This is a genomic window from Haladaptatus marinus (assembly GCF_051194195.1).
On the sequence record NZ_JBLZNK010000003.1, the window covers coordinates 1284752 to 1298191 of the forward strand.

14 protein-coding genes are annotated in these 13440 nt (G+C 59.5%); 5 read left to right on the forward strand and 9 right to left on the reverse strand.

Going from position 1 to position 13440, the window contains the following annotated elements; translation table 11 throughout:
* Positions 1 to 168: 168 nt before the first annotated feature.
* Positions 169 to 480 (reverse strand): DUF7091 family protein, encoded by a 312-nt coding sequence (locus ACN2TU_RS12900; RefSeq protein WP_435155823.1) that lies wholly within the window; start codon positions 478 to 480, stop codon positions 169 to 171.
* 219 nt (positions 481 to 699) lie between these two features.
* Here ACN2TU_RS12900 and ACN2TU_RS12905 point away from each other — a divergent pair, with 219 nt between their 5' ends.
* From ACN2TU_RS12905 to ACN2TU_RS12915, 3 genes are all read left to right on the forward strand, one after another.
* Entirely contained in the window at positions 700 to 1629 is a 930-nt protein-coding gene (locus tag ACN2TU_RS12905) for a replication factor A (RefSeq protein ID WP_435155825.1), read from the forward strand.
* Between the two features lies 1 nt (position 1630).
* Entirely contained in the window at positions 1631 to 2290 is a 660-nt protein-coding gene (locus ACN2TU_RS12910) for an RPA family protein (RefSeq protein WP_435155826.1), read from the forward strand.
* A gap of 116 nt (positions 2291 to 2406) precedes the next feature.
* Positions 2407 to 2634, forward strand: coding sequence for a hypothetical protein (locus tag ACN2TU_RS12915; RefSeq protein ID WP_435155828.1), 228 nt, complete (start codon positions 2407 to 2409; stop codon positions 2632 to 2634).
* On the opposite strand, the gene hutH is transcribed toward ACN2TU_RS12915, so the two are convergent.
* The 4 genes from hutH to hutU all read right to left on the reverse strand — a co-directional run bounded on the left by hutH (position 2631) and on the right by hutU (position 8664).
* Entirely contained in the window at positions 2631 to 4202 is a 1572-nt protein-coding gene (gene hutH, locus ACN2TU_RS12920) for a histidine ammonia-lyase (RefSeq protein ID WP_435155830.1), read from the reverse strand. The genes ACN2TU_RS12915 and hutH overlap by 4 nt on opposite strands.
* Positions 4203 to 4745: 543 nt before the next feature.
* Complete coding sequence (gene hutI, locus ACN2TU_RS12925) at positions 4746 to 5981, reverse strand: imidazolonepropionase (protein WP_435155831.1); 1236 nt, start codon at positions 5979 to 5981, stop codon at positions 4746 to 4748.
* Positions 5978 to 6922 (reverse strand): formimidoylglutamase, encoded by a 945-nt coding sequence (gene hutG / locus ACN2TU_RS12930; protein ID WP_435155832.1) that lies wholly within the window; start codon positions 6920 to 6922, stop codon positions 5978 to 5980. Before hutG ends, hutI begins: the two co-directional genes overlap by 4 nt.
* On the reverse strand, positions 6919 to 8664 hold the full coding sequence (gene hutU / locus ACN2TU_RS12935; protein ID WP_435155834.1) for a urocanate hydratase: 1746 nt from the start codon (positions 8662 to 8664) through the stop codon (positions 6919 to 6921). Before hutU ends, hutG begins: the two co-directional genes overlap by 4 nt.
* 86 nt (positions 8665 to 8750) lie before the next feature.
* Between hutU and ACN2TU_RS12940 the strand changes: the two genes are divergently transcribed.
* Positions 8751 to 9395 carry a helix-turn-helix domain-containing protein gene (locus tag ACN2TU_RS12940; RefSeq protein ID WP_435155835.1) on the forward strand — a complete coding sequence of 215 codons (645 nt, stop codon included), beginning with the start codon at positions 8751 to 8753 and terminating at the stop codon, positions 9393 to 9395.
* Here ACN2TU_RS12940 and ACN2TU_RS12945 read toward each other — a convergent pair.
* Positions 9392 to 10813, reverse strand: coding sequence for a YjiH family protein (locus tag ACN2TU_RS12945; RefSeq protein ID WP_435155836.1), 1422 nt, complete (start codon positions 10811 to 10813; stop codon positions 9392 to 9394). The genes ACN2TU_RS12940 and ACN2TU_RS12945 overlap by 4 nt on opposite strands.
* Positions 10814 to 10939: 126 nt before the next feature.
* Here ACN2TU_RS12945 and ACN2TU_RS12950 point away from each other — a divergent pair, with 126 nt between their 5' ends.
* The gene (locus ACN2TU_RS12950) at positions 10940 to 11344 is read left to right on the forward strand and encodes a DUF8146 domain-containing protein (RefSeq protein WP_435155837.1); all 405 of its coding nucleotides are present in this window, start codon (positions 10940 to 10942) and stop codon (positions 11342 to 11344) included.
* A gap of 24 nt (positions 11345 to 11368) precedes the next feature.
* Here ACN2TU_RS12950 and ACN2TU_RS12955 read toward each other — a convergent pair whose 3' ends face one another.
* The 3 genes from ACN2TU_RS12955 to ACN2TU_RS12965 all read right to left on the reverse strand — a co-directional run bounded on the left by ACN2TU_RS12955 (position 11369) and on the right by ACN2TU_RS12965 (position 13438).
* Positions 11369 to 11824 carry a DUF5814 domain-containing protein gene (locus ACN2TU_RS12955; protein WP_435155838.1) on the reverse strand — a complete coding sequence of 152 codons (456 nt, stop codon included), beginning with the start codon at positions 11822 to 11824 and terminating at the stop codon, positions 11369 to 11371.
* A gap of 73 nt (positions 11825 to 11897) precedes the next feature.
* The gene (locus tag ACN2TU_RS12960; protein ID WP_435155839.1) at positions 11898 to 12461 is read right to left on the reverse strand and encodes a cupin domain-containing protein; all 564 of its coding nucleotides are present in this window, start codon (positions 12459 to 12461) and stop codon (positions 11898 to 11900) included.
* Positions 12462 to 12595: 134 nt separating this feature from the next.
* The gene (locus ACN2TU_RS12965) at positions 12596 to 13438 is read right to left on the reverse strand and encodes a polyprenyl synthetase family protein (RefSeq protein WP_435155840.1); all 843 of its coding nucleotides are present in this window, start codon (positions 13436 to 13438) and stop codon (positions 12596 to 12598) included.
* Positions 13439 to 13440 lie beyond the last annotated feature (2 nt).

Genomic DNA, 13440 nt, shown 5'->3' on the forward strand with positions numbered 1-13440 from the left:
CCGTCTATCGAAATTTGGATATGGAAATTTAGACAATACACACACATAACACTTATCACAAATGTATGTTTAATAGCCATTTGGCCGAGAGCAACGACGACGATAGTGAACAGCCGCTCGATTTTGATTGCAAAGAGAACAGTCAACGAACAGCCATTCGTTTCACGGTCACCACGTCTCAATTGCTCGCTTGCGAATATCCTCTACACAGCCCTCACAGGCGGGATGTTCCGCGTCGAAGCACGCTGGACGGCCCTCCTTGTCGAGTCCCACCGCCCGACGTTCGACGTGTCGGCGACAAACGATTTTCGCTCGACCGTGTTTGTCCTGCGGCAGATCCGCGAGCACTGTATCCTGGGCGTTTCGATAGGCTTCCTTCGCTTCCTCCATCTGTTGGTTTGCCGACTCCCGAGTTTCCGCATATTTTTTGCCCACTTCCCTGAGCTTGATACGGAGGAAGCGTTCGAGACGGTCGTCCATACGTCACGTTGGTGGTGAGGGAATGAAAGGTTTCCCCGGTCGGAGCCATTTCACCGATGAATCGTTCCATAGGTTCCATAGCATTCACTACCCGTATACAGGCCCGAAACAGCCCCCAACAGCAGTTTTCACTTCCGCTCACCTCGCGTAACCTTTTATACCATCGCGCACCAACACCGATACGTCTCCCATAGAAAACGAAGTGGAGACGGAGCAACCATGACCGATGTGCGACAGCACGCAGAGGAAATACACGAACAGTTCTCCGACCATCTCGACGTATCCGTAGACGACGTAGCCTCGCGTCTCGACAGCCTCGTCAACGAGTACAAAGTGCCGATGGAAGAGGCACGACGAAGCGTCACCAGCCATTATCTGGACGAGGCTGGACTCGAACGCGACGATATCCGAACCGGCGGCACCAGCGACGTACAGGTCGACGACATCGAAACCGACGAGCAGTGGGTAAACCTCACGGCCAAGGTCGTCGACCTCTGGGAACCGCGAAGCGATTCGGTCGGCCAAGTCGGCCTCCTCGGCGACGAGACAGGCACGATCAAGTTCACCAAGTGGGCCAAATCCGACCTGCCCGAACTCGAAGAAGGCACCGTCTACCGACTCGGCAACGTCGTCACCGACGAGTATCAGGGTCGATACTCGGTGAAACTCAACCGCACGACGACCGTCGAAGAACTCGACACCGACCTCGAAGTCGGCGACAACGCGACCGAAGTCGAAGGCGCACTGATCGACATTCAGTCCGGCAGTGGCCTCATCAAGCGCTGTCCGAAAAAAGACTGCACGCGCGTCCTGCAAAACGGCCGCTGTTCGGAACACGGCGAGCAGGACGGCGAGTTCGACCTCCGAATCAAGGGGGTCGTGGACGACGGAATGGACGTTCACGAAGTCATCTTCAATCAGGAAGCGACCGAGAACCTGACCGGCATCGAACTGGACGAAGCCAAGCAGATGGCGATGGACGCACTCGACACCACCGTCGTGGCTGACGAAATGCGCGAAAAGACGCTCGGCTACTACTACCGCGTGGCGGGCCCGACCATGGGTCGGTACGTTCTCGCAAACGATGTCGAACAGTTGTCCGGGCCGGTGGATGCGGAAGCGGCGCTTATCAAAGCGAGGTCGATGTAACATGAGTGGAGCACCTACCAGAGAAGTCGCACGAAGGACTTTCGCGGCGGAGTTCAACGACGCGAGTTACACGTTCAAGGAGTCGGATGACGAGCGCGCACCGGTCTACTTGCTCCTCCCCACGGGCGAGCGAGCGAACCGCGTTTTCATCGTCGGAACGCTGACCGAAAAGGAAGACGTTGGCGAGGATAGCGAATACTGGCGTGGCCGGGTGGTTGACCCGAACGGCGACACGTTCTTCGTCTATGCCGGACAGTATCAACCCGACGCGGCGGCCATGCTCCGCGAGCTCGAAGCTCCGAAGTACGTCGCCATCGCCGGAAAACCGCGAACCTACGAAATGGACGACGGAACCGTAAACGTCTCGCTCCGCCCCGAATCCATCACCGTCGTCAACGAAGCGACGCGCGACCGTTGGGTGGTCGAAACCGCCGAACGGACGCTCGAACGCATCGCGACGTTCGACGACGACTCGAATCGCTACGCGGCCATGGCGAAAGAGCAGTACGACCAACCAATCGGTTCGTACCGAGATGCCGCCATCCGAGCGCTCGAAAGCCTCGACACGGGCGGAGAGTCAAGCGATGGAACGAGCGAAGAACTGAGTGATGGCGGTGTAAGCGACGAAGCAGACGGGGAAAGCGAAACGCCGCTACAGTAGCGAGACGCCACATCTCTTTCGGGCGTAGTCGGACGACGAGTTTGTCGAATAGGGTACCGTCTACCGAACGGTATGGTAGTCGGCACTAGCGAACACGAGAAGCTCACGGGAAGAACATGCCTGACGAACGAACATCACCGAGCAGCGGTTGGCAGGATGTGTACGACGCGATGGCAGCGGACACGTCCGCCGAAGCACCCGCCAACCCCTGCCCCGACTGCGGGACGGAATCGAGGCGCATCTTCCGCCGCGTCTTCGAGTGCGACAACCATGGCGTGTGGGCACTCGACAGAACGGGAACGCCGCGAATGGGAACCGGCTCACGGAAAATAAAGTCCGACTAATCCAACGATTCGTCCAGTGCGTCTTCGACGCGTTCTTCGAGGAGACCGGACCAAACGAGCGTTTCGGCGGCGGAAATATCCTCGTGAATCGGCCGGTCGTCGGTCAACGGCGGGATGACCTCACGAACTGCATCGTATGCTGCACCAGTGCCGACACCGTGCGAGAGGTCGTCGGAAACGAATTCGCTGGCCTGCGCACCACAGGCGAGTTCGATACCGACGATAGCGAGGGTGTTTTCGACCGCCCGACGGGCGTTGTACGCGCTCTGGGCACTCATGCTCACGTGGTCCTCCTGGTTGCCGCTGACAGGGGTGTTATCCATCGAAGCGCGACCAATCGAACGGTTTTCGTTCAGCAGTGCCGCGGCGGTGTACTGCGCGATCATGTATCCGGATCGCAGACCGCTGTGTTCGGTGAGGAACGGTGGGAGATGCGGTTCCTGAATGTTCGGGTTGAGCATGCGGTCGACCCGACGCTCGGAGATGGCGGCGAGTTCCGTGATGGCGTTCGTCAGATAATCGAGCGGGAGCGCGAGTGGGTCGCCGTGGAAGTTTCCGCCCGAAAGAACCGCGGCATCACCCGCACCGCTGGCTCTGCTGTTCACCGAGTCGGCGGGGAAGATGAGCGGGTTGTCCGTCGCACTGTTGAGTTCGATTTCGACCGCTTCGCGGAGATGGGCGACTGCGTCCCGAACCGCGCCGTGAACCTGGGGCAGACAGCGAAGCGAATAGGCGTCCTGCACTCGGTCGCAGTTGCGATGCGATTCGACGATTTCAGAGTTTTCCGTGAGTCGCTTGACGTTTTGCGCACTCTTCGCGTGACCTTTGTGTGGGCGAATGTTAGCGATAACGGAGTCTGCGGAGGCGGTAGTTCCCATCGTCACTTCGGTCGTCAGTGCCCCAGCAACGTCCGCCGCCCGAATCGCCCGTTCCGCGTCTCGAACCGCGAGGGCCGCGAGTCCGACGGAGAGTTGGGTGCCGTTGATAAGCGCCAATCCTTCCTTCGCCGCGAGCGTCACCGGTTCGAGTCCGGCGGTTTCGAGGGCGTCCACGCCGTCCATTTTCGTTTCATCGACGGTGGCAGTTCCCTCACCCATCAGCACCAACGCGAGGTGTGCGAGGGGTGCGAGGTCGCCGCTCGCGCCGAGGCTACCGCGAGACTTGACGACGGGATGGACATCCTCGTTCAGCATCGTCACGAGTTGGTCGATGACGAGTTCGCGGATTCCGGAATAGCCTTTGACCAGCGCGTTGATTCGGCCAAGCATCATCGCGCGGACTTCCTCGCGAGTCAGTTCCCTGCCCGCTCCGGCGGCATGACTTCGAACGAGGTTGGTTTGGAGCGTTTCGATGTCTTCCGGCGGGATTCGCTCGTCCACGAGTTCGCCGAATCCGGTGTTGACACCGTACACGGCCTCGCCGCTTTCGACCACCTGTTCGACGCGTTTTCGGGCGTTTCTGACACGTTCTCGGGCGTCTTCGGGGACGAAAACGGTCGCGTCGTCACGTGCGACTCGTTCTACGTCCTTCGGTGTGAGCGATTCGCCGTCTACGCTGATTTCGGTCATAGAGAATTCACCTTGGTAGTAGAATGGTTGTCGGTCGTTGAGGAGTTGGAACTGTTTCGGTGATCGTAGCCACGAAAGCCCTCACGGGCTATGCTCGTGCGCCCCACGCTGCGCTCCTCGATTAGGCGCTTAGCGCCTGCCCTGCGGTGCTTACGGGGTCGTACTTCGCCTACCCTGCTCACGGCGTCCGCCGTTCGCAATCGAGGCGCGGAGCGCCTCGCACCACTTGCCCTTTCAATCCGCCAGGAGTGGCCCGGACGAGTTTGCGCGATTTCCGGTGCCCGACTGGTGTGGGCGTATTTTAGCTGGTCGGCCAACCGCGATGGCGCGCGAAGGCACACCCTGCGGGTATGCCCGCGCGAGGGACGACTGAACGAACGAAGTGAGTGAAGGAGTCGGGTGGGGAGGGTATGGCTGAGGCGGTGCGGTTGCGGTCGTTTGGAGTCGGCAATTGCCAACGGCAAATCGACTGACGAAGCATCAGCGACAGACAAACGAACCGACAGCGGACTGTTCTTACCCCCACAACCGACGATTTTGTTTTCACGCACGATGTACCACCTTGCCGTCTTTCAACACCGTCTCCACCGCGTTCACGCCGAAGTTGTACGGGACGTGGACGTAGCTCGGTGCGTCGAGAACGGCAATATCGCCCGGTGTCCCGGGCTGAAGGGTTCCCGAACCATCCGGCATGTCGAGCGCCATTCCGGCGTGTTTCGTCCCGGCAACCAGTGATTCCGCGGGTGTCATACCCATCTCGACGCAGGACAGGGACGTGGCAAAGCCCATGCTCTGTGAGTAACAGTTCGGGTTGAAATCCGTCGCGATGGCGACGGGGGCACCCGCATCCAAGAACGCCCGAGCGTCGGCGAACTCGGCACCGAGACCGAATGCGGTTCCCGGCAATAGAACGGGGACGACGCCTGATTCGACGACTACATCGATGTCCCCCTGCGTCGCGTGAAGCAGATGATCGGCGCTTGTCGCGCCGAGTTCCGCGGCGAGTTGTGTTCCACCGATGTGGGCGAGTTCCTCGGCGTGGACTTTCGGCGTCAAGCCGTATTCTTCGCCTGCCTCCAGCACGCGCCGGGACTGTTCGACCGAAAAGACGCCTTCCTCACAGAACACGTCGCAGAACTGCGCGATGCCCTGTTCCGCGATCGCAGGAATCTGTTTCTCGATGACTTCGTCCACGTAGTCGTCCGCGTCTCGACCTTCGGGAATGGCGTGTGCGCCCATGAACGTCGGAACTACATTGACTGCGTGCTGGTCGTCTGCGCGGTTGATAACGTCCAGCATCCGGAGTTCGGTTTCGGTGTCGAGTCCGTAGCCGGATTTGACTTCGACGGTGGTCGTTCCGTGAGCGAGCATCGTGTCGAGGTGCGAGAGCAGGTTCGACAGCAGTTCCTCGTCGCTTGCGTCTCGCACTGCGCGGACGGTACGGAGGATACCGCCGCCGTCCGCGAGAATCTCCTGATATGTCTTCCCCTGTAGTTTCGCTTCGAACTCGTCGGAGCGGTCGCCCGCGAACAGCGCATGGGTGTGCGGGTCGATGAACCCGGGAACCACGGCCTTGCCGCTGGCGTCGATTGCGTGGGTCGCATCCTCGGGCGAAAATTCGCGGGTTACGGGACCGGTCGCGCCGATTCGTTCGATTTTGCCATCGACCACGGCGATTGCGGCATCCTCGTAGATACCGAGCGATCCGTCCTCTTCGATGGTGACGATTTCGTTCGCGTCGTGGACGACAGCCGTGAGATCGGAGTTGTGGACGCTCATTTGTCACCTCCAAGCGTGGAAAGAAAATGCGCGATTGCCCGTGCACCCGCCTTCGCGGTCAGTCCGTTCTCGTCCAACGACGGCGCACACTCGACGACCTCGAAGCCAGCGACTCTGTCGTCACTTGCAGCGAGCCGCAGCATTCTGAACAGTTCCCGGGGGGAGATTCCGCCCGGTGTAGGGGCGCTAACTCCCGGTGCAAAGACGGCGTCTAGTACGTCCAAATCGACGCTGACGTAGAGTGCGTCCACGTCATCCATCGCATTCAGCGCAGTGTCGATTGCGGAAACGGAGTCCTCGCCGACTTCTTCCGCGGTCACTATTTCGCCGCCCTCTTCGCGGACGAACGCCGCGTAGTCGGTACTCGTCTCGAAATGGCGCGCGCCGACACAAGCGTAGGCGTCGAGGCCACCGCCGAGTTCCGAGTCGAACAGTTGGCGGTAGGGTGTTCCGCTGGTCGGAGAATCCCGAACCTCGCGCACGTCGAGATGGGCGTCGAAGTTGAGGACACCGAGCGACGATTCCTCCGAGAGCAGATGAACGGCGTTCGCGTAGGTGAGCGAATTGTCACCGCCAAGGAAGACGGGGAACGTAGATTCGTCGTGAACCATGCTGGCGGCAGTGTGTGCGAGCGATTGGGCTTCCTCGACCCACTCGGCGTCTTCGAGATTGACTACGTCGCCGAGATCGCCGAGCGATTCGATGGGCCCGGCGTCGAAATGATGTGTTTTGAGACCGGCGAGTACCTCACGGAGCGCGGACGGCCCTTCGCTTGCGCCTTTTCTGCCGATAACCGCGCCATCGTAGGGTTCACCGACGAGGACGGCGTCGAACTCATCGGCTGTGTCAATCGTTGCGGATTCGACTACGTCACCGAACTGTTCGTCGTTCGGGTCGGACGAAGTTCCTTCCCAGTGGAACGTGTGTATGAGCTCGCTCATTCGCTATCACGCATCGGAATCCGAACGTTGGATTTGTCTGCCTGTTCGAGCGCCACGTCATAGCCCGCATCGGCGTGCCGAATCACGCCCATGCCGGGGTCGGTGGTAAAGACGCGGCGGGCCTTTTCCGCCGCGAGGTCGGACCCGTCAAGGACGACGTGGTTGTTCGTGTGAAGCGCGTTGCCGATGCCGACGCCGCCGCCGTCGTGGACGGAGACGATATCCGCACCTGCCGCGCAGTTGAGCAGGGCGTTGAGAATCGGCCAGTCGGCGATCGCGTCCGAACCGTCGCGCATGGCCTCCGTCTCGCGGTTCGGACTGGCGACCGACCCCGCATCGAGGTGGTCACGGGTGACGACGACTGGAGCCTCGATTTCTCCCTCCGCAACGAGTTCGTTGATTCGGAGGGCGAACCGGGCGCGCTCCGTGAGACCGTCATCGTCGGTGTCGTATCCAAGCCAGCATACTCGGGACGGGAGCCCCTGAAATTCGACCTGCTCCTGTGCGAGGTCTATCCAGCGATGGAGTTGTTCCTTCTCGGGGAACAGTTCGACGACTGCCTCGTCGGTTCGGTGAATATCGTCCGAATTTCCGGAAAGCGCGGCCCAGCGGAACGGCCCTTTTCCTTGACAGAACAAGGGGCGAATATACGCTGGAACGAATCCGGGGAAGTCGAAAGCGTGTTCCATCTCCCGGTGGTCTTTCACCTGTCCGCGGATGTTGTTGCCGTACTCGAAGGCGATTGCGCCCGTGTCCTGGATGTCGAGGATACCCTGCACGTGGCGGGCCATGGTGTCCAGACTCTCCTCGACGTAGTTTTCCGGATTCTCATCGCGGAGTTGGTTAGCTTCCTCGACGGTGTATCCCGAGGGGTAGTAGCCCTCCAGTTCGTCGTGGGCGCTCGTTTGGTCGGTGATGACGTCCGGGACGAAATCGCGGTCGAGCATGCCCTCGAGCATGTCGGCAGCGTTGATGTGGACGCCGACCGAGTACGGTTCGCCCGCTTCTGCGGCCGCTTTCGCGTTTTCGATGGCCTCGTCCAAATCGTCGGTTTTCTCTATGCAGTAGCCCGTCTCGATTCGGCGGTCGATTCGGGATTCATCGACTTCCGCTGCGATACAGACGCCGTGGTTCATCGTCACGGAGAGGGGCTGGGCACCACCCATCCCGCCGAGCCCACCCGTGGCGACGATTTTTCCGCGCAGGTCGCCCGCAAAGTGTTCGTCCGCGAGCGCGGCCAGTGTTTCGTAGGTTCCCTGAATGATACCCTGCGTGCCGATGTACGCCCACGACCCGGCGGTCATCTGGCCGTACATGATGAGGCCTTTCGCTTCGAGTTCGTGGAAATGCTCCCAGTCGTCCCATTTCCCGACGAGATTCGAGTTGGCGATGAGTACTCGCGGAGCGCGTTCGTGCGTGGTGAACCGTCCTACGGGTTTGCCGGACTGAACCAGCAGCGTTTCGTCGTCGTCCAGTTCGCGCAATTCGGCCAAGATGGCGTCGTAAGCATCCCAACTACGGGCCGCCCGGCCGGTTCCACCATAGACCACGAGGTCTTCGGGGTTTTCGCCGACATCCGGGTCGAGGTTGTTGTTCAGCATCCGAAGGGCCGCTTCTTGTCGCCACCCCTTGCATTCGATGTCCGTTCCGGTCGACGCGCCCTGATATTCGCGCCACTGGGTACTCGGTTCACCCACACCCTGTGTTTCGGCTCGTTCGTTCGTTTCAGTCTGCTCACTCATTGTCTGTCATATGCGCGCGAACTGCAAATACCTCAGGCCCTGCGCATGGAGGGTTGTTTAAGTACTTGGCGGCGAAATCACGCACGATGTACGAGGTCGTACTGCGAATCGAGCAACCCAGTGCGTGTGCGAAAGCGACCTACGGAACCGAGACGACCATCGAACTGTGGTGTAACGACCACTGCGACCTCCTCCACGTCAGCGGGACGACGGGAGCGGAGGGATTAGGATACCTCGAAGAAATCGTCGGCGTACAGGAACTGCTGGTCGAAGGGGACGAGCGACTGGCGATGACCGAAACGTGCTTGAAAGACCGCGAGACGGATACCATCGAACCGTACCTCGCCCGACACAACTGTCTGTTGGTGCCTCCTCTCCGATACGCGAACGGTGAAAAGTGGTGCCGAGTGCTCGCACTCGATTCGAGCAACCTAACCGAACTGTACCGGGATTTGGTGGACGAATTTCCCGTAACCGTCGAATCGAAGCGCGAAATCGCTTCCGTACCCGGTGACAGACCGCTACTGACACCCGAAACGGCGATTGCGGAGCTCTCACCGCGTCAGCAAGAGGCGCTCGTCGTCGCGCACGAGATGGGGTATTATCGGATTCCGCGCGAAACGACGACGACCGAAATCGCCGACGAGATGGGAATCGAACGCCGGACGCTCGAAGAGCATCTTCGACGCGCAGAGAACAAATTGGTCGACGGAATCGTCGAATTCTACTAAAGCAAACCGAGTGCAGCGACGAGATGAGTCATCCCGGCAACGAGCGGGACGAGGATGGCCGTCCGAAGCGCGAAGAGGAAAACGAGGTCGCGGAAGCGAATCGGAACGTCACTGAACATATCCATGATCATCGGGCCGACGCTGGAGAAGAAGATGAGTTGCGAGACGGCGAGGACGGCGACGAAGAACTTCGCCATCGGGGCGGCGTCTTTCGCGATGAGAACCGGAACGTACATCTCCGTGATACCGACGATAGTGGCAGGTGCGACGACCTCAGCGTTGGGAATCCCGAGCAACGAAATCAGGGGAACGAGCGGCGAACCGAGTATCTCGAATGTCGGCGTGTATGCCGACAGCAGGACGGCCGCGAGGCCAACTGCGAGAATCGTTCCGAGGATAAGACTCGTCAGTTTCAATCCATCGACGAAGCCGCGTTTTGCGGCCTCAAAAATCGTCTCTCCCTTCTCCGCTTTGCCGACCGCTTCACTGACGGCAAATCTGGCGTACTCCGTTACCGAACCGTGAAACGGCATTTCGGGGTCGGGTTCGGCGATGTACTCGCTCGGCATGGTGCTGATAGGGGGAATCCGGACGAGAATGATGGCACAGAGCACGACGCAGACGAAGTACGCGAAGAAAATGACCGGAAAGAGCGAAAGCAAGCCGAGCGTGTCGGCGACGACGCCGACGAATCCGATGCTCACCGTCGAAAAACACGTCGCTATCGTGAACACGTCCCGTTTGTCGTATCCGCCGCGCTCGAAGACGTTCCGGGTGACGTATAGCCCGACGCTGTACGAACCGACCCACGAGGCTAAACTGTCGAGGGCGGCCCGTCCGGGAACCCGGAAAAGGGGTCGCATCAGCGGGCGAGACAACGTTCCAACGAACTCCAAGCCACCGAGTTCGACAAAGATGGTAATGAAGATTGCCCCGATGGGGATGATGACACCGACGCTGTACACGAGTGTTTCCCACATGAACCCGCCGGTTCCGGCGGTGTGAAGCCACTCCGGGCCGAGTTTGAAGAACATGACTGGTGCGAGAACCGCACCAACAATGCGAAGAAACCAAAAGACGAGCGAACTCTCGTAGGACGTGAGGTCGAGTGAACCGAGGCGTCGAACGTCGAACTGTGCCATCGTGGTGAGTATCCCGCCAGCAATGATGATAAGGAGAGAGTAGATGCCCACAGCAGTGGGGAAAGTGTCGGTGAGATAGCTCACAGCCACATCGAACGGGACGGTTATCTGTCCGTCCCACGGAATCGGAAGGAGAAAGAAGAACGCACCGACGGCGAATGCGAAAACGAACTTGGCAACCGGTCGGGCGTCGAACTCGTTGAGTTCGATATCGTCGATATCTCGAACGGTCGGTTCGGTATCCACGATCCATTTTGACTCATTTTCGGTAGACATTGACACACATATTGTTGCTAGGGTCGGTATAAACCACACCACCGTGTGCGGTGTCATTTAAATAGTGGTGACAATCTCCCGTCTGACGAAACCTTAAGTACTGTCAGGGTGCTAATGTACACAACAATGGGCAACAAAAACAAGACGATCTCCTTCCGTGTCAACGAGGACGCCTTCGAGACCTTGCGGGAGATTGCGGAGAAACGCGACATCTCGCTGTCGGCGGTGTTCCGCGATTACGTGGATATGCTGGTCGCCCACGACGGGAAGGTGCAAGTGGTTCCCGAGAATCGGATAGGGGAGACCGACGACACCTCGTTCCCACCGAAAATCGAGGTACCGAAGAGCTTCGTTCGTGAGCACGAACGACTCGAACTGGAGGCCGAACATCTCCGTGACCAACTCCAAGAACACAAGCAGTACGTCCGTCACCTCCAAACGAAAGTGGACGACGACACGGAAGAAGAAGTCATCCATCTGGAAGAGTTGGACGACGAACTGGAGAACGACGAACCGTTCCGGCTGGGCTGAATCGATAGTATCGTTAAAAAGCGGCTACCCCGACAACGAGCGTTTCTTGCGTCGTGCCTGCTCTTCCGCCTCGCGGTCGTTTTCGACGTTGGCGAGTTCCTCGACGGCTTCGAGCGTCCGCACCGAGTTGTCCAAAAAGGACAGAATATCGCCCGAGTAGGCGTACACCATGTAGTCGTCGCTCATCACGTCAACGATGGCGTCCGGGCCGAGACCGCCCTCCCGCAGTTCGAGCAGGTAGCGCATGAACTTCCGCTCCGGACAGCCACAGTAGGGATTGCTCTGACAGTCGCAGTCGAGAAAATCCTCGGCGAAATCGAGAACTCTGTCCCGCGTCGCGCCGTCCAGCTTTTGCATTCCGTCACCCTGAAACAAGATGTCCAATGTCGCACCCTTGAACGCCCCTTTCGGGATGTTCGTCTCCAACTGCGAGGAGATTTGGCGATGGTTTTTGACGTAGATTTTGTCCGTGATAGCCACGCGTATCGGTTTATATTCGATTCCGCCGGATAAGCGTGTCGTCGGAGGGTGAATCTTGAGCACTCATCGAAGCTTACCGAAGCGGTGGCGTACCGAATTCAGCACCACAGCCCTGACAGACGACGATCGTCCCGTCTCCCCCTCCAAGCGTGACACGCATGTCGTCGTGGTCACAGCCGGGACACGGTTGCGGAACATGTTCGGCATCGCACTCCGGACAGACGAAAATGAGCTCGTCATCGGTCATCCCGAACCGTATCTCATCGTTGCCACATGTGGGGCAGGGGAGGGGAAACCGCACATCGTCGGTATCGCGAGGTGCCCCCATCGCCAACACCACGAGCACGGTGTCGGATTGGTTTTTCCCCGATTGAAACTCACCCGGGGCGAATCGGATCGCTTCATCGCTCTCGACGGTAACCCTGCCGTCTATCGTCTCGAAGGTCGCTTCCCCGTCGAGGACGACGAAGACTTCCTCTTGGTCCAGATGGGCGTGAAGTCCACCGGGAAGTTCTTCACCAGGGGCGAGTCGATAGTGGTTGATCGCAACGTCGGTCGTTCCTAACGGTTCGGATAACTTTCGACGGTCGATGTCGGGGTCATCGGCATTCACACCGTCGATACTGATTTTCTTCATATCGATTAGTTGGGGAGTGACGACAAATGAGTTTGTGAGTCCGAAACTGCTTCGGACAAAAAAGCGCTGAAATCGTGCCTTTCGACCCAAAGCGATGTATCCAGAAAATTGTTATCGCCGTTCGAAAATCGAAATCAGTGTTCGCGCGTAACGACGAACTCCGCAAAATCGCGCAGATAGTCCAGCGCCGCTGACTCCGATGCATCGACGCGGTCGAGCGCGGCGAGGGCCGCGTCGGACTGCTTGTGAGCAAGTTCGTTCGCCTCGTCCGCGCTGAGGTTGGTGACCTGCACGATAGAGGGGCGGCCGATTTCCTCGTCCTGCCCCGTCGGTTTCCCGAGGTCGTCGGGGTCGGCGGTTGCATCCAACACGTCGTCTCGAATCTGGAACGCGACACCGACTCGTTCCGCGTATTCGCCGAACGCATCGACCGTCTCCGAGTCGGTACCCGCCGCCAGTGCACCGAGTTCGGCGGCGGCACGGAACAATGCGCCCGTTTTCCGCCGTGCGAGTTCCATATACTCCGACTGATTCGACGGCAGGTCGACGAGTTCCGACGCCTCGCCCATCCCGAGTTCGATCATCGATTCGGCGACGACTTCCATCGCACGGGGCTGTGACGAGAACAGTTCGAACGCCTCGCCGAGCATACTGTCGCTGGCGATGATGGCCGAACCGTATCCGTACTCCGCCCACGCGCTCGGCGTCCCTCGGCGCACGTCCGAGCGATCGATGATATCATCCACCACCAGCGACGCGTCGTGGACGAGTTCGATGCCGACCCCAAAATCCACCGCGTCCTTCGCATCGCCGCCAGCCGCTTCGCAAACCAACATGGCCACCGTCGGTCGAACACGCTTTCCCCCCGAAAGCGCCGTATGTGCCAATCGCTCCGACAGTTCGCGTGGCTCGACCCGCTCGACGACTTCCTCCAACCGGTCTTCGACGAGCGTCCTGCGGGCCATCAGGTACTCCATTC

Coding starts and splice junctions, on each gene's coding strand:
- ACN2TU_RS12900 (WP_435155823.1), bottom strand. CDS start 480: ATGGACGACCGTCTCGAACGCTTCCTCCGTATCAAGCTCAGGGAAGTG.
- ACN2TU_RS12905 (WP_435155825.1), top strand. CDS start 700: ATGACCGATGTGCGACAGCACGCAGAGGAAATACACGAACAGTTCTCC.
- ACN2TU_RS12910 (WP_435155826.1), top strand. CDS start 1,631: ATGAGTGGAGCACCTACCAGAGAAGTCGCACGAAGGACTTTCGCGGCG.
- ACN2TU_RS12915 (WP_435155828.1), top strand. CDS start 2,407: ATGCCTGACGAACGAACATCACCGAGCAGCGGTTGGCAGGATGTGTAC.
- hutH (WP_435155830.1), bottom strand. CDS start 4,202: ATGACCGAAATCAGCGTAGACGGCGAATCGCTCACACCGAAGGACGTA.
- hutI (WP_435155831.1), bottom strand. CDS start 5,981: ATGAGCGTCCACAACTCCGATCTCACGGCTGTCGTCCACGACGCGAAC.
- hutG (WP_435155832.1), bottom strand. CDS start 6,922: ATGAGCGAGCTCATACACACGTTCCACTGGGAAGGAACTTCGTCCGAC.
- hutU (WP_435155834.1), bottom strand. CDS start 8,664: ATGAGTGAGCAGACTGAAACGAACGAACGAGCCGAAACACAGGGTGTG.
- ACN2TU_RS12940 (WP_435155835.1), top strand. CDS start 8,751: ATGTACGAGGTCGTACTGCGAATCGAGCAACCCAGTGCGTGTGCGAAA.
- ACN2TU_RS12945 (WP_435155836.1), bottom strand. CDS start 10,813: ATGTCTACCGAAAATGAGTCAAAATGGATCGTGGATACCGAACCGACC.
- ACN2TU_RS12950 (WP_435155837.1), top strand. CDS start 10,940: ATGGGCAACAAAAACAAGACGATCTCCTTCCGTGTCAACGAGGACGCC.
- ACN2TU_RS12960 (WP_435155839.1), bottom strand. CDS start 12,461: ATGAAGAAAATCAGTATCGACGGTGTGAATGCCGATGACCCCGACATC.
- ACN2TU_RS12965 (WP_435155840.1), bottom strand. CDS start 13,438: ATGGAGTACCTGATGGCCCGCAGGACGCTCGTCGAAGACCGGTTGGAG.